Source organism: Kocuria marina (genome assembly GCA_014652975.1).
GTDB classification, from domain to species: domain Bacteria; phylum Actinomycetota; class Actinomycetes; order Actinomycetales; family Micrococcaceae; genus Kocuria; species Kocuria marina.
Genome location: BMZV01000001.1, coordinates 211379 through 230901, shown reverse-complemented (window position 1 = coordinate 230901; position 19523 = coordinate 211379). Strand labels below are relative to the sequence as shown.

Genomic DNA, 19523 nt, shown 5'->3' with positions numbered 1-19523 from the left:
AGGAAGGGCTGAAGCCCACATGACAATGACAGATCCCGTCGCAGACATGCTGACGCGGCTGCGCAACGCGAACTCGGCCTACCACGACACCGTGAGCATGCCGTACTCCAAGCTCAAGGCTCGGATCGCGGACATCCTCAAGGCCGAGGGCTACATCGCCGACTGGTCCGAAGAACCCGCCCGGGTGGGCAAGACCCTGACCCTGTCGCTGAAGTTCGGTTCCAACCGTGAGCGCTCGATCGCCGGTGTCCGCCGCATCTCCAAGCCGGGCCTGCGCGTGTACGCGAAGTCCACCGAGCTGCCCCGCGTGTTCGGCGGCCTCGGCATCGCGATCCTCTCCACGTCCTCCGGACTGCTGACCGACAAGCAGGCCGGCAAGAAGGGCGTGGGCGGGGAAGTCCTCGCGTACGTCTGGTAACCGGTAGCACAGAAGAAGAAAGGAAGAAGACATGTCACGTATTGGACGTCTCCCGATCTCTGTGCCCGCCGGTGTGGAGGTCTCCGTGGACGGTTCCGTGGTGCAGGTCAAGGGCCCCAAGGGCGAACTGACCCACACCGTGCCCGCGCCCATCACCGTGGTCGTCGAGGACGGCACCGTGCAGGTGTCCCGCCCCAACGACGAGCGCGAATCCCGTTCCTTGCACGGCCTCACGCGCACCCTGATCTCCAACATGATCCAGGGTGTCTCGCAGGGCTACGCCAAGCAGCTGGAGATCGTGGGCACGGGTTACCGTGTCCAGGCCAGGGGTGCCAACCTGGAGTTCGCTCTGGGTTACAGCCACCCGGTGCCCTTCAACGCTCCGGACGGCATCACGCTGTCCGTCGAGGGCGCCAACAAGGTCACCGTTTCCGGTATCGACAAGCAGCAGGTTGGCCAGGTCGCCGCGAAGATCCGCTCCCTGCGTCTGCCCGATCCCTACAAGGGCAAGGGCGTGCGCTACGCCGGCGAGCAGATCCGCCGCAAGGCCGGAAAGGCTGGTAAGTAATCATGGCTCTCGTAATCAAGGGAAAGTCGAAGGCTGCTCAGCGGGCACGGCGTCACCGCCGCGTGCGCAAGCACATCGCCGGAACCGCGCTGCGCCCCCGTCTGGTGGTCACGCGTTCCACCCGCCACATGGTCGCCCAGGTGATCGACGACGACAAGGGTTTCACCCTGGTCTCGGCGTCCACCATGGAAAGCGATCTGCGCGCGTCGTCCGACGACAAGACCGCCAAGGCCAAGCGCATCGGTGAGCTGATCGCCGAGCGTGCCAAGGCTGCGGGGATCGAGACCGTCGTGTTCGACCGCGGCGGCAACAAGTACCACGGCCGCGTGGCCGCGGTGGCCGAGGGTGCCCGTGAAGGAGGTCTGGCGCTGTGAGCGAGCAGAAGAACGAGAAGGAAACTCAGGTGAGCGAAGCCACCAACGGTTCCAACACGACGACCGAGGCGAACACCTCGGAGCGCCAGGGGACCGACGAGAACCGCGGTGGCCGCGGCGGTCGTAACGACCGTGGCGGTCGCAACGAGCGCGGTGGCCGCAACGACCGTGGTGGTCGTGGGGGCCGCGGCGGGCGCGACGACGACAAGGACAAGTTCCTCGAGCGCGTCGTGACCATCAACCGTGTGTCCAAGGTCGTCAAGGGTGGTCGTCGCTTCAGCTTCACCGCTCTCGTGGTCGTCGGTGACGGCAACGGCATGGTCGGCGTGGGCTACGGCAAGGCCAAGGAAGTTCCCGCCGCGATCTCCAAGGGCGTGGAGGAGGCCAAGAAGAACTTCTTCCGGGTCCCCCGCGTGGAGAACCGCACCATCCCGCACCGTGTGCAGGGTGAGGCCGCGGCTGGCGTCGTCATGCTGCGCCCGGCGACCCCGGGTACCGGTGTGATCGCCGGTGGTCCGGTGCGTGCGGTGCTCGAGTGCGCCGGTATCCACGACGTGCTGTCCAAGTCCCTGGGCTCGTCCAACCAGATCAACATCGTGCACGCGACCATCCAGGCGCTGCGTGAGCTCGAGGAGCCCGCCTCCGTGGCGGCCCGCCGTGGCCTGCCCATGGACGAGGTCGTTCCCGCGCCGTTGCTGCGTGACATCCAGAAGGCAGGTGCCTGATGAACGGAAAGCGCATTCAGGCCACCGGCGCGTCCCTGCGCGTGAAGCAGGTCCGCTCCGTGGTCGGTCAGAAGCAGAACATGCGCGACACGCTGCGTTCGCTCGGTCTCAAGCGTCCGGGCCAGGTCGTGGAGCGCAAGGCCGATGCCGCCACCGTGGGCATGATCAACACGGTGTCGCATCTCGTAGAGGTTGAGGAGGCCTGAGCATGGCTGAAAACACCGAGAGCAAGCGCCACGCTCTGAAGGTCCACCACCTGCGTCCCGCCCCCGGCTCGCACCAGGCCAAGACGCGTCTTGGCCGTGGCGAGGCCTCGAAGGGTAAGACCGCGGGCCGTGGTACCAAGGGCACCAAGGCGCGTTACCAGGTCAAGGCCGGTTTCGCGGGCGGTCAGCTGCCGCTGCACATGCGCCTGCCCAAGCTGCGCGGGTTCAAGAACCCGTTCCGCGTGGAGTACCAGGTCGTGAACTTGGACCGCCTGGGCGAGCTGTTCCCCGAGGGTGGCACGGTCACCGTCGCGGACCTGGTCGCCAAGGGTGCGGTGCGCAAGAACCAGCCCGTGAAGGTGCTCGGTAGCGGGGAGATCTCCGTGGCACTGAACATCACCGCGGACAAGTTCTCCGCGTCCGCGTCGGAGAAGATCGCCGCGGCTGGTGGGTCCACGCAGAACGCATGAACCGATCCCAGTGTTCGGTTGTAGGGTGAATCCCTGAACTGGAACGGGCCCCGCGCCGGATTGCCGGCGCGGGGCCCGTTGCGTTACCCCCACGACGACGCCCGGACCGCGTCGCCCGAATCGCTTTACCAGGATGTCGCAAGACCGACCGCCGGGGTCGCGGCGGATCCTTCGCTAGACTTGCCCGGGGTCGGAACCCACCGGGCCACCACGTTTTTGGAGGAGGACCTGTGCTCAGTGCTTTCGCACGGGCGTTTACCACGCCGGAGCTGCGCAACAAGCTGCTGTTCACACTGGGGATCATTGTGATCTACCGGTTGGGGACGTTCATCCCCGCACCGGGTGTGGACTACGGCAACGTGCAGCAGTGTCTCGCCCTGGGCAACACCACGGGTGGCGCGTACGACCTGGTCAACCTGTTCAGCGGTGGGGCCCTGTTGCAGCTGTCCATCTTCGCGCTGGGCGTGATGCCCTACATCACCGCGAGCATCATCGTGCAGTTGCTGCGCGTGGTGATCCCGCGGTTCCAGGAACTGCACGAGGAGGGTGCGCAGGGGCAGACCAAGCTCACGCAGTACACCCGCTACCTCACGATCGGGCTGGCCGCGTTGAACGCGACCACCGTGATCTCCCTGGCGCGTTCGGGCAACCTGCTCGGCAACTGCCCCCTGCCCGTCATTCCGGACGACTCCCTCTTGGTGCTCGTGATCATGATCCTCACGATGACCGCGGGCACCACCGTGATCATGTGGCTCGGTGAGCGCATCACGGACCGCGGCGTGGGTAACGGTATGTCCCTGCTGATCTTCACCTCCATTGCGGCCACGTTCCCGTCCGCGCTCGGTGACATCCTGCGCACCCGCGGTTGGGGCCTGTTCCTGGGCGTGTGTGCCCTGGGACTGGTGGTCATCACATGCGTGGTGTTCGTGGAGCAGTCGCAGCGCCGGATCCCGGTGCAGTACGCCAAGCGCATGGTGGGCCGCCGCACCATCGGCGGGACCAGCACCTACATCCCGCTCAAGGTCAACATGGCCGGCGTGATCCCCATCATCTTCGCGTCCTCCATGCTCATGCTGCCCACGATGATCGCGCAGTTCGCGATGCCCGACGACGGCAGCCCCGTTCCGGGGTGGGTCAACTGGGTCAACACGTACCTGGCCCGCGGTGACCACCCGATCTACATGACGGTCTACTTCCTGCTGATCGTGGCCTTCACGTACTTCTACGTGTCCATCACGTTCAACCCCGAAGAGGTCTCCGACAACATGAAGCGCTACGGCGGCTTCATCCCGGGGATCCGCGCGGGCCGTCCCACCGAGAACTACCTGCGCTACGTGCTCTCCCGGATTACGCTGCCCGGTGCGCTGTACCTGGGCATCGTGTCCATGATCCCGCTCGTGGCGCTCGTGCTCTTCGACGCGAACCAGAACTTCCCCTTCGGTGGCCCGTCGCTGCTGATCATGGTGGGCGTGGGTCTGGACACCGTCAAGCAGATCGACGCCCAGTTGCAACAGCGCCACTACGAGGGTCTGCTGCGCACCTGAGCCCGTGCACGGCCACGGCAGGCGGGTCCACCGCCCGGTAGAGTGGGGGAGAACCTGACGTTGACGCAAGGAGAGAACATGACCCGCATGTTGATCATTGGACCGCCGGGCGCGGGCAAGGGCACCCAGGCCGCGCGGATCTGCGAGCGACTAGGCGTTCCCGCCATCTCGACCGGTGACATCTTTCGCGCCAACATCAAGGAACAGACCGAACTCGGCAAGGAAGCCCAGCGCTACACGGACGCCGGGAACCTGGTCCCGGATTCCGTGACCAACAACATGGTGCGTGACCGGTTGTCGCACGACGACGTCCGCGACGGCTTCCTGCTGGACGGGTACCCGCGCACCGTGGCCCAGGTCCGTGAACTGGACCGGATCCTCGAGGCCAACGGGGTCTCCCTGGACGTGGTGCTGCTGCTTACCGCGGACAACGAGGAACTCGTCTCCCGGTTGTTGGGCCGCGCCCAGGACCAGGGCCGCACGGACGACACCGAGGACGTCATCCGGCACCGTCTGGACGTCTACGACGAGCAGACCGCACCGGTCGTGGAGCTGTACGAGGACCGGGGCATCGTCACGCGCGTGGACGGACTCGGCGGCATCGACGAGGTCACCGAGCGCATCCTGGCGGCATTGCCCGCCTGAGCCGCAATCCACACGAACGGCGCCGCTCGGCCGCGGCCGGGGGGCGCGCCGTCGAACACCAGAACCATCACGAGCCCCCAGACCGGCGCGAAGAGTCGGTCTGGGGGCTCGCCCGTCAGACGAACATCAACCATCAGGGGAGGTCCCGAGCACCGTGTTCGGACGCCGCAAGATCCAATTGAAGTCGGACGCCGAGTTGGCGGCCATGTCCCGGGCGGGCGTGGTCACGTCACTCGCGCTCGACGCCGCGGTCGCGGCCGCCGTCCCCGGGGCCACCACCGCGGACCTCGACCGTGCATTCCGCGAGGTCCTGGACGAGTACGACGCGCAGTCCAACTTCCTGGGCTACTACGGCTACCCGGCCACGGTGTGCACCTCCGTCAACGACGAGGTCGTGCACGGAATCCCCGGGCAGCGCGTCTTGGCGGACGGTGACATCGTATCGATCGACGGCGGTGCGATCGTGGCCGGTTGGCACGGGGACTCCGCGCGCACCGTGCTCGTGGGGACCACCCACGACCCCGCCGACCAGGAACTGTCGGACGTCACGCGTGCGGCCATGTGGCGCGGCATCGCCGCGATGGCCACCGGTACCCACGTGGGGGACATCGGCCGCGCGGTCGAGGACCACGTGCGGGACACCGTGGGCGGGCGTCTCGGGATCCTCGAGGACTACGTGGGCCACGGCATCGGCACCGAGATGCACATGGCCCCGGACGTCCCCAACTACGCGGTCAGCAATCGCGGGCCCAAACTCGTCACGGGCATGGCTCTGGCCATCGAACCGATGCTCGTGCGCGGCGGGATCGAGACCCGCGTGCTCGAGGACGAATGGACGGTCGTGACCACGGACGGCTCGCGCGCGAGCCAGTGGGAGCACACCGTGTGCCGCCACAGCCAGGGCGTGTGGGTGCTCACCGCGGAGGACGGTGGCCGCTCCGAACTCGAACCCTTGGGGGTCCGCCCGGTCCCGATCCCCGCTGCCTGACGGCCCCGCCGCCTGACGGCCTGCCGCCGCAGGTCCGATCGTCACAGCTCGTCCCGCAACGTCCACCCGACCCCTGACACCACAGAACCACCCCGAGAACAGGGAGAGGATTCCCATGACGGCACAACCCGTTGAGATCACCCCGAAACCCAAGACCGGCCAGCTCGTGTTCAAGCCCGCGCGGCGCGGCAAGCCCCCGCTGCACCTCGCGGACTTCGACATGGCCGGGCGCAAGCAGTTCCTACAGGACGCGGGCTACCCCGCGTTCCGGGCGTCGCAGCTGTCCAAGCACTACTTCGAGCGCTTCGAGGCGGACCCCGCGGCCATGACGGATCTGCCCGCCGCCCAGCGGGGCGAGCTCGCGGCCAAGGCCCTGCCGCCGCTGTTGACCACCGTGCGGCAATTGCGCGCGGACCAGGGGATGACCGTCAAGTCCGTCCACCGGTTGTTCGACGGCGCTATGGTCGAGTCGGTACTCATGCGCTACGACAAGCGCGTGACCATGTGCATTTCGTCCCAGGCGGGGTGCGGGATGAACTGCCCGTTCTGTGCGACCGGCCAGTCCGGCCTCACACGCAACCTCTCCGCCGCCGAGATCGCCGATCAAGTGGTCCAGGGTGTGCGGGCGCTGCGCGACGGCGTGGTGGGGGACCCGGAGGACGTGCCCCAGCGGGTGTCCAACATCGTGTTCATGGGCATGGGGGAGGCCCTCGCCAACTACAAGGCCACCATGGGCGCCGTACATCGGATCATCGACCCCTCCCCGGAAGGACTCGGGATCTCCGCGCGCGGGCTCACCATGTCCACCGTGGGTCTGGTTCCCGGGATCCGCAAGTTCACCCTCGAGAAGCTGCCCATCACGCTGGCGCTGTCCCTGCACGCCCCGGACGACGAACTGCGCGACGAACTGATCCCCATCAACACTCGCTGGAAGGTGGACGAGGCGCTCGACGCCGCGCGCGACTACTACGACGCCACCGGCCGGCGCGTGTCGATCGAGTACGCGCTGATCCGTGACATCAACGACCAGGGCTGGCGGGCGGACCTGCTGGGGGAGAAGCTCAACAAGCGTGGTGCCGGGTGGGTACACGTGAACCCCATCCCGCTCAACCCCACCCCCGGCTCCAAGTGGACGGCCTCGCGCCGTGGCGTGGAGCAGAACTTCGTGGAGCGCCTGCGCGCCCACGGCATCCCCACCACGGTGCGGGACACTCGCGGCTCCGACATCGACGGCGCGTGCGGCCAGTTGGCCACGGACGTCTGAGCCGGCGCGCGCTCACCCGCGTCGTGAGGGTGGGCCCAGCGAACGGGCGGCCCGGTGTCGGCCGACGGGACCAGGCTCAGGGACTAGCGGGACCACACTCACGGAAGAGCACCACACTCACGGAAGAGCACTACCGCGGTGCCGGGGGCTGACGGCGGGGCAGCGCGGCGTCGTCGTGGCGCTGCCCTCCAGCTTGCGAAGACGGGCGAAACAGCGTAGTGTCGTGCGTTGGTTGTTTGTGCTCGCAGACCGAGCCGTGCCCACCCATCCCATGACCCCCACTGCGAATCGTAGTGCGGGGTTGTTCGTCTGGGGGGACTACCGGTCCGGGCACCGCCGTCCGGTAGGACAACCGGACCCCTCGAGAAGTTAGCGGAGGATATGGCCAAGAAAGACGGAGTCATCGAGATCGAAGGCACTGTGGTCGAGGCACTGCCCAATGCGTCGTTCCGTGTTGAGCTGACCAACGGTCACAAGGTGCTCGCCCACATCTCTGGCAAGATGCGCCAGCACTACATCCGGATCCTCCCTGAGGACCGCGTCGTGGTGGAGCTCAGCCCCTATGACCTTTCCCGAGGCCGGATCGTCTACCGCTACAAGTAAGACCCAGAACCACCGTGCACGGCCGGTACCTCGGCCCGGGCGCGGTGTCTCCGGTGCACACGCCATTACGAGTACGCGAAGGAATGCGATGAAGGTCCAACCGAGCGTCAAGCAGATCTGCGACAAGTGCAAGGTGATTCGCCGTAACGGGCGGGTCATGGTGATCTGCGAGAACCCCCGGCACAAGCAGCGCCAGGGCTGACGGGAACGCCCCCACGCAAGTGGATTGACAGAACGGGCACTGCAGCTGGCACCCACGGGTGCGGCAACCCCCGGCACGGAGGCCGGAGACCGGATGTGACGAAACATCCGGGACGCAGTGTTCAAGACCTCCGGACAGTACAAGGAGAACCGCCGATATGGCTCGTCTCGCAGGCGTCGACCTCCCCCGCGAAAAGCGGCTGGAAATCGCGCTGACCTACATCTACGGCGTGGGACGCACGCGCGCTCTCGCAACCCTGGATGCCACCGGCATCTCGGGCGACGTGCGCGTCAAGGATCTCACCGACGCCCAGCTCGTGGAGCTGCGCGACTACATCGAAGGCAACTACAAGGTCGAAGGTGATCTGCGCCGCGAGGTTGCCGCCGACATCCGCCGCAAGGTCGAGATCGGCAGCTACCAGGGACTGCGTCACCGCCGTGGCCTCCCGGTCCACGGCCAGCGCACGAAGACCAACGCTCGCACCCGCAAGGGTCCCAAGCGCACGGTCGCCGGCAAGAAGAAGTAATCGTGGTCGCCACCGCCGCCGGTGGCTGATCTACGTCGAAGATCTTTGTAGGAGAATTCATGGCTCAGAAGACTCGCGCGACGGCTGCTCGCAAGCCGCGTCGCAAGGTTAACAAGAACGTGACGCAGGGCCAGGCCCACATCAAGTCCACGTTCAACAACACCATCGTTTCCATCACCGACCCCTCGGGTGCGGTCCTGTCGTGGGCCTCGGCCGGCGGCATGGGCTTCAAGGGTTCGCGGAAGTCCACCCCGTTCGCCGCGCAGCAGGCCGCCGAGGCCGCTGCCAAGGGCGCGCAGGAGCACGGCATGCGCAAGGTGGACGTGTTCGTTAAGGGCCCCGGTTCGGGCCGCGAGACCGCGATCCGCGCACTGCAGGCCACCGGGTTGGAGGTCGGGTCCATCCAGGACGTCACCCCGTCCGCGCACAACGGCTGCCGGCCCCCCAAGCGCCGCCGCGTCTGACACGTCCCGCGTGGTCGCCCGTGCCCCCTGGGTGCGGGTGACCACGCTTCGACGCGGTGTTTCACGCCTGCTCACCGCGGCACCCACCCATTTTGTTTTCCACCACCTGCGTGCGTCATATGGCGGAGGCACGCTGAAAGGAAACATCAGTGCTCATCGCACAGCGCCCCACCCTCACGGAAGAGGCTGTGGCCGAGAACCGTTCCCGGTTCGTGATCGAACCGCTGGAACCGGGTTTCGGTTACACCCTCGGTAACTCCCTGCGCCGTACGCTCCTGTCCTCCATCCCCGGGGCCTCCGTGACCAGCATCCGCATCGACGGTGTGCTGCACGAGTTCTCCACCGTGGAGGGTGTCAAAGAGGACGTCACCGAGCTCATCCTCAACATCAAGAAACTCTCCCTGTCCTCCGAGGAGGACGAGCCCGTCACCGCGTGGCTGCGCAAGCAGGGCCCGGGCGAGGTCACCGCGGCGGACATCTCCGCCCCGGCCGGTGTCGAGGTCCACAACCCCGATCTGCACATCGCGACCTTGAACTCCAAGGGCCAGCTCGAGATCGAGCTGACCATCGAGCGCGGGCGCGGTTACGTCTCGGCGTCGCAGAACAAGTCGGGTGACGCGGAAGTCGGTCGGATCCCCGTGGATTCCATCTACTCCCCCGTCCTGAAGGTGACCTTCCGCGTGGAGGCCACCCGTGTGGAACAGCGCACCGACTTCGACAAGCTCATCCTGGACGTCGAGACCAAGGAAGCCATCTCCCCGCGTGACGCGGTGGCTTCGGCGGGCACCACGCTGGTCGAGCTGTTCGGCCTGGCGCGCGAGCTGAACTCGGCTGCCGAGGGCATCGAGATCGGGCCTTCGCCCACGGACGCCGCGGCTGCCGCGGACATGGCGCTGCCCATCGAGGACCTCGAGCTGTCCGTGCGTTCGTACAACTGCCTCAAGCGCGAGGGCATCCACAGCGTGGGTGAACTCGTGGGCCGCTCCGAAGCGGACCTCATGGACATCCGCAACTTCGGTGCCAAGTCCATCGATGAAGTCAAGGAGAAGCTCGGTGAGCTCGGTCTGGCCCTGAAGGATTCCCCTCCGGGTTACGACCTCGCCGCCCACGCGGCGTCGCTCGAGGACGAGGACGAGAACAACAACCCGTTCGACGTCGATCTCGACTGACGCCCACACCACTTTCCGTGCCCCGCGGCCGCTGAGCGGACCGCACGGGCCCGATCATCAGGAGACCTACTATGCCTACCCCTACCAAGGGACCCCGTCTCGGCGCCGGGCCGACCCACCAGCGCATGATCCTCTCGAACCTGTCGCAGCAGCTGTTCGAGCACAAGCGCATCACCACCACCGTGACCAAGGCCAAGCGCCTGCGTCCCGTGGCCGAGCGCCTGATCACGTTCGCCAAGCGCGGTGACCTCGCGGCCCGCCGTCGCGTCATGCGTCAGCTGACCGACAAGTCCGTGGTGCACGAGCTGTTCACCAGCATCGCGCCCGCCATGGAAGGCCGCGACGGCGGGTACACCCGCATCACCAAGATCGGCAACCGCAAGGGCGACAACGCCCCCATGGCCGTGATCGAGCTCGTCATGGAGCCCGTGGCCAAGCGGGAGACCGTGGCCGAGGCCGAGCGCGCCACGACCAAGGCCGCCGCCGAGCCCGCCGCTCCCGTGGACACCCCCGCCGGTTCTACCGCCGAGGACGTCAAGAAGAACGAGATCCCCGCCGAAGAGCAGGCTCCGGCCATTGGCTCCGAGGAGGCCGCCGAGGTCGCCGAGGAGAACCAGGACGCCGAGTTCGCCGGTTCCCACGCGCCGCTCGAGTCCGGCGAGGCCCCCGAAGGCTTCACCGTCAAGGGCAACCGCAACTCCATGAAGTACCACGTGCCCGGTTCGCGCTGGTACTCCGGCACGACCGCCGAGATCTGGTTCGACTCCCCGGCCAATGCCGAGGCAGCCGGCTTCCAGCCCGCCGGCGGTGCCGCCGCCCAGAAGATCTCCGAGTGATCGGGACTTCTGAGTAGCACGACCGTCACGACGCCGCCGCAGGTTCCTGCGGCGGCGTCGTCGTCCTCGGGAGGAACGCACAGATGACGGGGGAGACCCTCAGACTGCGGGTGGAACTGGGCTACGACGGCGCCCCGTTCAAGGGCTGGGCCCGGCAACCCGGGCTGCCGAGCGTGCAGGGCGCGCTCGAGGACGCGCTCGAGCTGATCTTCCGCGCGCCGTGCGCCACGGTCGTGGCCGGGCGCACGGACACGGGTGTGCATGCGCGTCGGCAGACCGTCCACGTGGACGTTCCCGCGCCGTTGTGGGCCCGGTTCGCGTGCTCGCGTCCCCGCGGGCCCCTGGCAAGTGATGCCGACACCGGCGATCTCAGCGCAGGCGGTCCCGCCGACGTGCAGGACGTCGCGGCCCGCGATGCCGCCGCCGCGGGGCTCACGCGCAAGCTCAACGGCGCCCTCAACCGGGTCCTGGGTAAGGACCGTGCGGCCCACGGCTGGGACCCCGCCGTGGGTGCGATCGTGGTGCGCGACGTCGCCGTGGCCCCCGAGGGCTTCGACGCCCGGTTCTCCGCGCTCTCCCGCGGCTACACGTACCGCGTGGCGGACGCCGTGACCGGCCACGACCCCCTGACGCGCACGTTCTCGTGGTGGGTCCCCTGGCACCTCGACGTGACCGCGATGGACCGGGCCGTGCGCGAACTGCTGGGGCTGCACGACTTCCTGAGCTTCTGCAAACCCCGCGAGGGCGCCACCACGATCCGCGACCTGCAGCGCGCGGGCGTGCACCGCGACGAGAGCGGCATGATCATAATCGCCCTGCAGGCGGATGCCTTCTGCCACCACATGGTGCGCTGCATTGTGGGCGCGGTGGTCCGCGTGGGGGAGGGGCGGTACGACGCCGCGTGGCCGGGTCAGCGGCTGCGCGCCCGGGTCCGGGACGCGAACGTCCTCATGGCACCCGCGCACGGTCTCGTCCTTGATGCCGTGCGCTATCCCGACCAGTCCCAGCTCGCCGAACGCGCCCGGCTCACGCGCGCTCGGCGCCCCGCCCAACACGACGAATAGCGCCCCACGACTGGCGGGGCGGGCGGTGATCCGGTAATATGGAATGCTGTTGTGCGTGTTCTGCCCCGGTTCACGTGTACCCGCATCGGTCGCTCATGTTGCAGAGCGCAGGGCCGTGCGGTGCACCGGGTTGTGGACGCACGGATGCCGCCCGGATCTCACCCGGGCCCCGAAGCACAGCGGAACCATCGGACACGAGCATTCGTGTCATCAGCAGACAAACGAAGGCAGATCAACGTGCGTACGTACACTCCGAAGCCCGGTGACGTCCAGCGTCAGTGGCACGTCATCGACGCCACCGACGTCGTCCTGGGTCGTCTTGCCAGCCAGACCGCAACACTGCTGCGCGGGAAGCACAAGCCGACCTTCGCTCCCCACGTGGACACCGGCGATTTCGTCATCATCATCAACGCGGAAAAGGTCGCCCTCACGGGTGCCAAGCTCGAGAAGAAGCGCGCCTACCGTCACTCCGGCTACCCGGGTGGGCTCAAGTCCACCAGCTACGCCGAGTTGCTCGAGAAGAACCCCACGCGCGCCGTGGAGAAGGCCGTCAAGGGCATGCTGCCCAAGAACAAGCTGGCCGCTCAGCAACTGTCCAAGCTGAAGGTCTACGCCGGTGCGGAGCACCCGCACCAGGCTCAGCAGCCCAAGCCCTACGAATTCACCCAGGTCGCCCAGTAATTCGGGCCAACGAATAACACATAAGGAGAATCGTGGCTCAGAACACTGAAGAGCAGATCACCGAGGACGTGGAGCTGACCAGCTACACCTCCGAGTCCACCGAGCCCGTCGCCGGTGCCGCCCTGTCCGACCGCCCCGCCCTGACCGTTTCCGGCCAGGCCGTGGGCCGCCGCAAGCAGGCCATCGCCCGCGTGCGCGTGGTCCCCGGTTCCGGGCAGTGGAGCGTCAACGGTCGCAGCCTCGAGGAGTACTTCCCCAACAAGCTGCACCAGCAGGAGGTCAACGACCCCTTCCGCCTGCTCGAACTGCAGGGCGCGTACGACGTCATCGCCCGCATCAGCGGCGGTGGCCCCTCCGGCCAGGCCGGTGCGCTGCGCCTCGGCGTGGCCCGCGCGCTCAACGAGATCGACGCCGAGCACAACCGCCCCGCCCTCAAGAAGGCCGGCTTCCTGACCCGTGACGCCCGCGTCATCGAGCGCAAGAAGGCAGGCCTCAAGAAGGCCCGCAAGGCTCCGCAGTACTCCAAGCGCTAAAACGAAGCAGCCCAAGCCTCGGCCGGGCGTTTTCGTGCAGGGTCCCGTTCCTCGGTTTCGGCCGGGGAACGGGACCCTGTTTCGTTGCCCGGGCGTTGCCATGCGGCCACCTGCCGCGGTGACGGACGTAACATGAAGGTGTGGAGCGAGGTCGCTCCCGCCGTACCGTCGAGAGAGGGCCCGTATGAGCAAGCAGTCGGAGCAGAAGTCGGGGAACGCCGTCGTCGAGGAGCAGCAGGCCGAGACGGAACAGCGCACAGAGCAGCGGGTGGCGGTGGACGAGGCCCTCAAGAAGGAACAGCACCGGGTCTCCGTGGTGGAGGACTACGCGGCCGAACTCGACGAGATCGCGGAGCTCGGGAAGAAACTCAGCGACGCGAGCGGGGCGGAACCGTCCACCGCGTGGAAACTGGGCTACCCGTACGACGAGAAGCTGCCTCGCAAGGACTACGAGCGCACCAAGCGGGCCCTGCAGATCGAACTGCTCAAGCTGCAGTTGTGGATCAAGGAGACCGGCCAGAAGCTGCTCATCATCTTCGAGGGCCGGGACGCCGCGGGCAAGGGCGGGGCGATCAAGCGGTTCACGGAGCACCTGAACCCCCGTGGTGCGCGGGTCGTGGCGCTCGAGAAGCCCACGGACATCGAGCAGACGCAATGGTACTTCCAGCGCTACGTCAAGCACCTGCCGTCCGGTGGAGAGATCGTGCTGATGGACCGCTCGTGGTACAACCGGGCGGGTGTGGAACGGGTTATGGGCTACTGCACGTCCCAGCAGTATTACGAGTTCATGCGTCAGGCGCCGGAGTTCGAACGGATGCTCGTGAACTCGGACACGCACCTGATCAAATTCTGGTTCTCCGTGACGCGCGCGGAGCAGCTCGCGCGGTTCCAGTCCCGCCGGACGGACCCGGTGCGGCAGTGGAAGCTCTCGCCCACGGACGTGGCATCCCTGGACAAGTGGGACGACTACACGGAGGCCAAGGAGGCCATGTTCTTCTACACGGACACGGGGGACGCCCCGTGGACCGTGATCAAGTCCAATGACAAGAAACGCGCGCGGCTCGAGGCCATGCGCTACGTCCTCACGCAGTTCGACTACCCCAACAAGGACCACTCCGTGGTGGGCACGCCGGACACCAAGATCGTGGGTGGGGCGGCGGATCTCACGGAGGACAGCAACGAGAACCCGGACGGTTTCCCGGTGGTCCGGCCTGGGAAGGGCTGAGTCGAATGCGCAGGGTTTGCGCGGGCGTTGGTCGTAAGATGACTCTCGATGTCTAGAATCTTTGGAACGGACGGCGTTCGCGGTCTCGCGAACGGCCTCCTCACAGCAGAACTTGCCATGGAGCTGTCCCAGGCGGCGGCGATCGTCCTGGGCCACGGCCACGCGGAGGCCGGGAAGCGACCCACCGCCGTCGTGGCACGGGACGGGCGCGCGAGCGGGGAGTTCCTCGGCGCGGCCGTGATCGCGGGTCTCGCGAGCTCCGGCGTGGACGTCTACGACGCCGGGATGCTGCCCACGCCGGCAGCCGCCTACCTGGTGGGGGACATCGACGCCGATTTCGGCGTAATGATCTCCGCGTCCCACAACCCCGCGCCGGACAACGGCATTAAGTTCCTGGCGCACGGGGGCAAGAAACTACCGGACGCGATCGAGGACACTATCCAGGAGGTCTACGAGGCCAAGGATTTCCGCCGCCCCACGGGTGCGGAAGTGGGCCGCGTGACCCGCTTGTCGGACGCCGAGGACCGCTACATCCTGCACCTGGTCGGTGCCATCCCGCACCGTCTGGACGGGCTGTCGATCGTGCTCGACTGCGCGAACGGCGCGGCGTCCGGCGCCTCGCCGGACGCGTTCCGCGGCGCCGGTGCCAAGGTGCACGTGATCGGTGCGGAACCGGACGGGCTGAACATCAACGACGGCGTGGGCTCCACCCACCTGGGTCCGCTCAAGCAGGCCGTGCGTGAGCTGGGCGCGGATCTGGGCATCGCACACGACGGCGACGCAGATCGCTGCCTGGCCGTGGACCACACCGGCACGGAGGTGGACGGCGACCAGATCATGTGCATCCTGGCCATGGCCATGAAGGACGCGGGCAGGCTCAACCAGAACACGCTCGTGGCCACGGTCATGAGCAACCTGGGTCTGCAACTGGCACTGGACGAGGCCGGGATCCAGCTCGTGCGCGCCTCCGTGGGGGACCGCTACGTCCTGGAATCCATGGTGGCCAACGGCTACAACCTGGGTGGCGAACAGTCGGGGCACGTGATCATGGCGGATTACGCGACCACCGGTGACGGTCTGCTCACGGGTCTGATGCTCGCCTCACGGGTGGCTCAGACGGGCATGCCGTTGCAAGAGCTCGCCAAGTCCATGACGCGCATGCCCCAGGTGATGATCAACGTCAAGGGCGTGGACAAGGCGGCGGCCAAAACGAGCGAACCGGTGCTCGACGCCGTCGCCCGCACGGAGGAGCGGCTCGGCAGCGAGGGCCGGGTGCTGTTACGCCCCTCCGGCACCGAACCCGTGGTACGGGTCATGGTGGAGGCGGCTTCGCAGGACATCGCCCAGCTCGAGGCGGAAGAGCTCGTGTCCGTGGTGGAACAGCACCTCAGCCTGTAGCGTCACCGAACGGACCAACGGCGAGGCCCCGCACCGGAAGTGGTGCGGGGCCTCGCCGTTTCCTGACGTCGAAGGGGTGGTGGGGGTCAGCGGATCGTTCCTCCGGTGGTACCGGGCTGTCCCGAGAGGCCGGTCTGCGTGCCGTCCGTGCGCAGCGCGTCGGCGTTGTGCCCGGTGAGCGCGTCGCGGATCTCGGTGAGCAGCACGGTGTTGGGATCGGCCGGCTCCTCGGTGGGCTCGATGCCCAGCCGGCGGTTGCGGCGTTCGATCATCTTGTTCATGGGCAGCACGATGCAGAAGTACACGGCGGCGGCGATGAGCAGGAAGTTCACGATCGCGGTCAGCAGCACACCGAACTTGACCTGGTTGCCGTTGAACGTGACGGCGGCGAAATTGTCGAAGTTGGGCGAACCGACGAGTCCCGAGATGGCGGGCATGAGGACGTTCTCGACGAGAGCATTGACGATCTTGGAGAAGGCGGCGCCGATGATCACGGCAACGGCCAGATCCATCACGTTGCCCTTCATGATGAATTCTTTGAAACCACTGAGCATGGCGCTCATCGTACAGTGAAAACGGGCCTAAAATATCAGTTCTTTCGCAGCAGCACCCTGCGGATCTTGTGATCGTGGTCTTTGGAGAGGATCAGCCGGGCGCGGCCGCGTGTGGGGCGCACGTTCTGCTCCAAGTTAGGTTCGTTGATCCGCCGCCAGATGTCCGTGGCCACGTCCTGTGCCTGCTCGTCCGTGAGGTCCGCGTAGCGGTGGAAGTAGGACTCGGGGTCCGAGAACGCGGAGGAGCGCAGGGCCTGGAAGCGCTCCACGTACCAGCGTTCGATGTCCTGGGTGCGGGCGTCCACATAGATGCTGAAGTCGAAGAAATCGCTCAGCGCGAGCGCGGTGCGTTTGCCGCTCTCCAGCTTCGCGGGCGCGAGCACGTTCAGGCCTTCCACGATCACGACGTCGGGGCGGGTCACTACCACTTCCTCGTCCGGGAGGATGTCGTAGGTGACGTGGGAGTACTTGGGGGCATGCACCTCGGGGGCGCCGGACTTGATCTCGGAGACGAAGCGCAGCAGCCCGCGCCGGTCGTAGGACTCGGGGAAGCCTTTGCGGTCCATGAGTCCACGCCGTCGTAGTTCGGCGTTGGGGTAGAGGAAACCGTCTGTGGTCACGAGCTGCACGTTCGGGGTGGACGGCCAGCGGGCCAGCATCTCGCGCAGCAAGCGGGCCGTGGTGGACTTACCCGCCGCCACGGACCCGGCGATCCCGATCACGAACGGGGTGCGCGCGTGATGCTCGCCCAGGAACGAGTTGGTGGCGGCATTGAGCTGCGTGGAGGACATGTCGTACAGCGTGAGCAACCGCGAAAGGGGCAGATAGACCTCGCGGACCTCGTCCACGTCCAACCGGTCACCGAGACCGCGCAGGTTCTCGATCTCCTGCGCGGTGAGCGGGACGTCGATCTCGTGCGAAAGCCTGGACCAGGTCTGACGATCCAACTCCACGAAAGGGGAGACGCGGTGGGTTATGGGCTGTGTGCTCATGCTCGGACCAGTGTAGGCCCGGGCCCCCTCCCGCAAGGCATTAGGGCGCGTAGCGTTTCCGGTACAGTATTTTTCATGTGTGGAATTGTGGGATATGTGGGCTCGAACCGTGCTGACGGGCGACAGCACGGTGCGCTCGAGGTGATCCTCGAGGGGCTTCGTCGACTGGAATACCGCGGGTACGACTCCGCGGGCGTCGCAGTGATCGCCGACGGTGCGGTGGAGTACCGCAAGAAGGCCGGGAAGCTGAGCAACCTGATCGGTGAGCTCGAAGCGCACCCCCTGCCGGAATCGAACATCGGGATCGGCCACACCCGCTGGGCCACCCACGGAGGCCCCTCCGACGTCAACGCGCACCCCCACGTGGTCGACGGCGGCAAGCTGGCCATGATCCACAACGGGATCATCGAGAACTTCAGCGAGATCAAGCGCGAACTCAGCGCCCAGGGCGAGAGTTTCACGTCCGAGACGGACACCGAGGTCGCCGCGGTGCTGCTGGCCCGCACGTACAACGCGCAGGGCGCGGACGAGAAGGACCTCACCGTGGCCATGCAGGACACGTGTCGCCGCCTCGAGGGCGCGTTCACGCTGCTGGCCGTGCACGCGGACCACCCGGACCGCGTGGTCGCTGCGCGCCGCAACTCGCCGCTCGTGATCGGGCTGGGCGACGGCGAGAACTTCCTGGGCTCGGACGTCTCCGGTTTCATCGACTACACCAAGCGGGCCGTGGAGATGGGCCAGGACCAGATCGTGACCATCACCGCGGACGACTACACGATCGTGGACTTCCACGGCAACGCCGCCGAGGGCAAGCCCTTCGACATCGAGTGGGACGCCGCCGCCGCGGAGAAGGACGGCTACCCGTCCTTCATGGAGAAGGAGATCCACGACCAGCCCGCCGCCGTGGGCGACACCCTGCTGGGCCGCCTGGACGAGAACGGCCGGCTCACGCTGGACGAGATCAAGATCGACGAGACCGTGCTGCGCTCGATCGACAAGATCGTGGTGATCGCATGCGGTACCGCAGCATACGCCGGGCAGGTCGCGCGCTACGCGATCGAGCACTGGTGCCGGATCCCCACCGAGGTGGAGCTCGCGCACGAGTTCCGCTACCGCGATCCGATCGTGAACGAGAAGACCCTGGTGGTCGCGGTCTCCCAGTCCGGCGAGACCATGGACACCCTCATGGCCGTGCGTCACGCGCAGGAACAGGGCGCCAAGGTCGTGGCGATCTGCAACACGAACGGTTCCACAATCCCGCGCGAGGCGGACGCCGTGCTCTACACGCACGCGGGTCCCGAGATCGCGGTGGCCTCCACCAAGGCGTTCCTCGCCCAGATCACCGCGGCGTACCTGCTGGGCCTGTACCTGGCCCAGTTGCGCGGCAACAAGTTCAAGGACGAGATCTCCACCATGCTGGCCGAGCTTGAGGCCATGCCCGCCAAGATCCAGCGCGTGCTGGACGAGGTGGAGCCGCAGGTCAAGGAACTCGCGACCGGGATGAAGGACGCCGAATCCGTGCTGTTCCTGGGTCGTCACGTGGGCTTCCCCGTGGCCATGGAGGGCGCCCTGAAGCTCAAGGAGATCGCGTACATCCACGCGGAGGGCTTCGCCGCCGGTGAGCTAAAGCACGGGCCGATCGCGCTGATCGACCAGGGCCAGCCCGTGTTCGTGATCGTCCCCTCGCCCAACGGCCGGGACTCGCTGCACGCCAAGGTGGTCTCCAACATCCAGGAGATCCGCGCTCGCGGTGCCGAGACCATCGTGATCGCTGAGGAGGGCGACGACGCTGTGCGCGAGTTCGCCAACCACGTCTTCTACGTCCCCGAGGCGCCCACGCTGCTGCAGCCGTTGCTGGCCACGGTGCCGCTGCAGATCTTCGCGTGCGAACTCGCCGGGGCCAAGGGCTACGACGTGGACCAGCCGCGCAACCTGGCCAAGTCCGTGACCGTGGAGTAATCATCCGGTTCGTCCATCCGACGGCGGGTGACGCTTCCCACGGGAGCGTCACCCGCCGTCGTCGTACCCGGGCATGCCGCGACGCCCATGGGGCCCGGGCCGTGCCGCGGCGCCC

24 protein-coding genes are annotated in these 19523 nt (G+C 67.1%); 22 read left to right on the top strand and 2 right to left on the bottom strand.

Features of this window, described 5'->3' with window-relative positions; translation table 11 throughout:
• Nucleotides 1-19 precede the first annotated feature (19 nt).
• The 21 genes from rpsH (at nucleotide 20) to glmM (ending at nucleotide 15903) form a co-directional block, all read left to right on the top strand.
• Complete coding sequence (rpsH, locus tag IE157_RS01125) at nucleotides 20-418, top strand: 30S ribosomal protein S8 (protein ID WP_035959672.1); 399 nt, start codon at nucleotides 20-22, stop codon at nucleotides 416-418.
• A gap of 31 nt (nucleotides 419-449) precedes the next feature.
• Nucleotides 450-986 (top strand): 50S ribosomal protein L6, encoded by a 537-nt coding sequence (gene rplF / locus IE157_RS01120; protein WP_064845209.1) that lies wholly within the window; start codon nucleotides 450-452, stop codon nucleotides 984-986.
• 2 nt (nucleotides 987-988) lie between these two features.
• The gene (gene rplR, locus IE157_RS01115; protein ID WP_035959658.1) at nucleotides 989-1360 is read left to right on the top strand and encodes a 50S ribosomal protein L18; all 372 of its coding nucleotides are present in this window, start codon (nucleotides 989-991) and stop codon (nucleotides 1358-1360) included.
• Complete coding sequence (rpsE, locus tag IE157_RS01110; protein WP_064845208.1) at nucleotides 1357-2085, top strand: 30S ribosomal protein S5; 729 nt, start codon at nucleotides 1357-1359, stop codon at nucleotides 2083-2085. The genes rplR and rpsE overlap by 4 nt, the downstream gene beginning before the upstream one ends.
• Nucleotides 2085-2291, top strand: coding sequence for a 50S ribosomal protein L30 (gene rpmD / locus IE157_RS01105; protein WP_035959642.1), 207 nt, complete (start codon nucleotides 2085-2087; stop codon nucleotides 2289-2291). Before rpsE ends, rpmD begins: the two co-directional genes overlap by 1 nt.
• 2 nt (nucleotides 2292-2293) lie before the next feature.
• Nucleotides 2294-2761: a 50S ribosomal protein L15 gene (gene rplO / locus IE157_RS01100; RefSeq protein WP_064845207.1), complete on the top strand. Its 468-nt coding sequence runs from the start codon at nucleotides 2294-2296 to the stop codon at nucleotides 2759-2761.
• A 230-nt stretch (nucleotides 2762-2991) separates the two neighbouring features.
• Complete coding sequence (gene secY, locus IE157_RS01095; protein WP_193518892.1) at nucleotides 2992-4305, top strand: preprotein translocase subunit SecY; 1314 nt, start codon at nucleotides 2992-2994, stop codon at nucleotides 4303-4305.
• Nucleotides 4306-4383: 78 nt separating this feature from the next.
• Complete coding sequence (locus IE157_RS01090; protein ID WP_064847280.1) at nucleotides 4384-4950, top strand: adenylate kinase; 567 nt, start codon at nucleotides 4384-4386, stop codon at nucleotides 4948-4950.
• A 154-nt stretch (nucleotides 4951-5104) separates the two neighbouring features.
• Entirely contained in the window at nucleotides 5105-5938 is an 834-nt protein-coding gene (map, locus tag IE157_RS01085; protein ID WP_082943453.1) for a type I methionyl aminopeptidase, read from the top strand.
• Nucleotides 5939-6053: 115 nt separating this feature from the next.
• On the top strand, nucleotides 6054-7202 hold the full coding sequence (gene rlmN, locus IE157_RS01080) for a 23S rRNA (adenine(2503)-C(2))-methyltransferase RlmN (protein WP_193518891.1): 1149 nt from the start codon (nucleotides 6054-6056) through the stop codon (nucleotides 7200-7202).
• Nucleotides 7203-7583: 381 nt separating this feature from the next.
• Nucleotides 7584-7805: a translation initiation factor IF-1 gene (infA, locus tag IE157_RS01075; RefSeq protein WP_012397711.1), complete on the top strand. Its 222-nt coding sequence runs from the start codon at nucleotides 7584-7586 to the stop codon at nucleotides 7803-7805.
• 88 nt (nucleotides 7806-7893) lie between these two features.
• Nucleotides 7894-8007: a 50S ribosomal protein L36 gene (gene rpmJ, locus IE157_RS01070; protein WP_012397712.1), complete on the top strand. Its 114-nt coding sequence runs from the start codon at nucleotides 7894-7896 to the stop codon at nucleotides 8005-8007.
• 157 nt (nucleotides 8008-8164) lie between these two features.
• Nucleotides 8165-8533, top strand: coding sequence for a 30S ribosomal protein S13 (rpsM, locus tag IE157_RS01065; protein ID WP_035959599.1), 369 nt, complete (start codon nucleotides 8165-8167; stop codon nucleotides 8531-8533).
• 59 nt (nucleotides 8534-8592) lie between these two features.
• A complete protein-coding gene (gene rpsK / locus IE157_RS01060) occupies nucleotides 8593-8997 on the top strand; it encodes a 30S ribosomal protein S11 (RefSeq protein WP_012397714.1) in 405 nt (134 codons plus the stop codon).
• A 149-nt stretch (nucleotides 8998-9146) separates the two neighbouring features.
• Complete coding sequence (locus IE157_RS01055) at nucleotides 9147-10166, top strand: DNA-directed RNA polymerase subunit alpha (RefSeq protein WP_064847278.1); 1020 nt, start codon at nucleotides 9147-9149, stop codon at nucleotides 10164-10166.
• Nucleotides 10167-10237: 71 nt separating this feature from the next.
• Entirely contained in the window at nucleotides 10238-11002 is a 765-nt protein-coding gene (gene rplQ / locus IE157_RS01050) for a 50S ribosomal protein L17, sunset domain variant (protein WP_064847277.1), read from the top strand.
• 83 nt (nucleotides 11003-11085) lie between these two features.
• Nucleotides 11086-12066 carry a tRNA pseudouridine synthase A gene (locus IE157_RS01045; protein WP_193518890.1) on the top strand — a complete coding sequence of 327 codons (981 nt, stop codon included), beginning with the start codon at nucleotides 11086-11088 and terminating at the stop codon, nucleotides 12064-12066.
• A 237-nt stretch (nucleotides 12067-12303) separates the two neighbouring features.
• On the top strand, nucleotides 12304-12747 hold the full coding sequence (rplM, locus tag IE157_RS01040; protein ID WP_035959569.1) for a 50S ribosomal protein L13: 444 nt from the start codon (nucleotides 12304-12306) through the stop codon (nucleotides 12745-12747).
• A 32-nt stretch (nucleotides 12748-12779) separates the two neighbouring features.
• A complete protein-coding gene (gene rpsI, locus IE157_RS01035; RefSeq protein ID WP_064847346.1) occupies nucleotides 12780-13280 on the top strand; it encodes a 30S ribosomal protein S9 in 501 nt (166 codons plus the stop codon).
• A 184-nt stretch (nucleotides 13281-13464) separates the two neighbouring features.
• Nucleotides 13465-14505 carry a polyphosphate kinase 2 gene (ppk2, locus tag IE157_RS01030; protein ID WP_064847345.1) on the top strand — a complete coding sequence of 347 codons (1041 nt, stop codon included), beginning with the start codon at nucleotides 13465-13467 and terminating at the stop codon, nucleotides 14503-14505.
• Nucleotides 14506-14553: 48 nt separating this feature from the next.
• On the top strand, nucleotides 14554-15903 hold the full coding sequence (gene glmM / locus IE157_RS01025) for a phosphoglucosamine mutase (protein WP_064847344.1): 1350 nt from the start codon (nucleotides 14554-14556) through the stop codon (nucleotides 15901-15903).
• 86 nt (nucleotides 15904-15989) lie between these two features.
• Here glmM and mscL read toward each other — a convergent pair whose 3' ends face one another.
• Nucleotides 15990-16457 carry a large conductance mechanosensitive channel protein MscL gene (mscL, locus tag IE157_RS01020; protein ID WP_064847343.1) on the bottom strand — a complete coding sequence of 156 codons (468 nt, stop codon included), beginning with the start codon at nucleotides 16455-16457 and terminating at the stop codon, nucleotides 15990-15992.
• A 35-nt stretch (nucleotides 16458-16492) separates the two neighbouring features.
• A complete protein-coding gene (gene coaA, locus IE157_RS01015; protein WP_082943466.1) occupies nucleotides 16493-17449 on the bottom strand; it encodes a type I pantothenate kinase in 957 nt (318 codons plus the stop codon).
• Nucleotides 17450-17524: 75 nt separating this feature from the next.
• On the opposite strand from coaA, the gene glmS reads away from it, so the two are divergent.
• A complete protein-coding gene (gene glmS, locus IE157_RS01010) occupies nucleotides 17525-19408 on the top strand; it encodes a glutamine--fructose-6-phosphate transaminase (isomerizing) (protein WP_064847341.1) in 1884 nt (627 codons plus the stop codon).
• The last annotated feature ends 115 nt before the right edge of the window (nucleotides 19409-19523 follow it).

Excerpts from the sequence above, each read along its gene's own strand:
- IE157_RS01045 (WP_193518890.1), top strand. The coding sequence starts at position 11,086 with ATGACGGGGGAGACCCTCAGACTGCGGGTGGAACTGGGCTACGACGGC.
- infA (WP_012397711.1), top strand. The coding sequence starts at position 7,584 with ATGGCCAAGAAAGACGGAGTCATCGAGATCGAAGGCACTGTGGTCGAG.
- rpmD (WP_035959642.1), top strand. The coding sequence starts at position 2,085 with ATGAACGGAAAGCGCATTCAGGCCACCGGCGCGTCCCTGCGCGTGAAG.
- rlmN (WP_193518891.1), top strand. The coding sequence starts at position 6,054 with ATGACGGCACAACCCGTTGAGATCACCCCGAAACCCAAGACCGGCCAG.
- coaA (WP_082943466.1), bottom strand. The coding sequence starts at position 17,449 with ATGAGCACACAGCCCATAACCCACCGCGTCTCCCCTTTCGTGGAGTTG.
- IE157_RS01090 (WP_064847280.1), top strand. The coding sequence starts at position 4,384 with ATGACCCGCATGTTGATCATTGGACCGCCGGGCGCGGGCAAGGGCACC.
- rplQ (WP_064847277.1), top strand. The coding sequence starts at position 10,238 with ATGCCTACCCCTACCAAGGGACCCCGTCTCGGCGCCGGGCCGACCCAC.
- ppk2 (WP_064847345.1), top strand. The coding sequence starts at position 13,465 with ATGAGCAAGCAGTCGGAGCAGAAGTCGGGGAACGCCGTCGTCGAGGAG.
- rplF (WP_064845209.1), top strand. The coding sequence starts at position 450 with ATGTCACGTATTGGACGTCTCCCGATCTCTGTGCCCGCCGGTGTGGAG.
- rpmJ (WP_012397712.1), top strand. The coding sequence starts at position 7,894 with ATGAAGGTCCAACCGAGCGTCAAGCAGATCTGCGACAAGTGCAAGGTG.
- rplR (WP_035959658.1), top strand. The coding sequence starts at position 989 with ATGGCTCTCGTAATCAAGGGAAAGTCGAAGGCTGCTCAGCGGGCACGG.
- rpsK (WP_012397714.1), top strand. The coding sequence starts at position 8,593 with ATGGCTCAGAAGACTCGCGCGACGGCTGCTCGCAAGCCGCGTCGCAAG.
- glmS (WP_064847341.1), top strand. The coding sequence starts at position 17,525 with ATGTGTGGAATTGTGGGATATGTGGGCTCGAACCGTGCTGACGGGCGA.
- glmM (WP_064847344.1), top strand. The coding sequence starts at position 14,554 with ATGTCTAGAATCTTTGGAACGGACGGCGTTCGCGGTCTCGCGAACGGC.
- rplO (WP_064845207.1), top strand. The coding sequence starts at position 2,294 with ATGGCTGAAAACACCGAGAGCAAGCGCCACGCTCTGAAGGTCCACCAC.
- mscL (WP_064847343.1), bottom strand. The coding sequence starts at position 16,457 with ATGCTCAGTGGTTTCAAAGAATTCATCATGAAGGGCAACGTGATGGAT.
- rpsM (WP_035959599.1), top strand. The coding sequence starts at position 8,165 with ATGGCTCGTCTCGCAGGCGTCGACCTCCCCCGCGAAAAGCGGCTGGAA.
- rpsH (WP_035959672.1), top strand. The coding sequence starts at position 20 with ATGACAATGACAGATCCCGTCGCAGACATGCTGACGCGGCTGCGCAAC.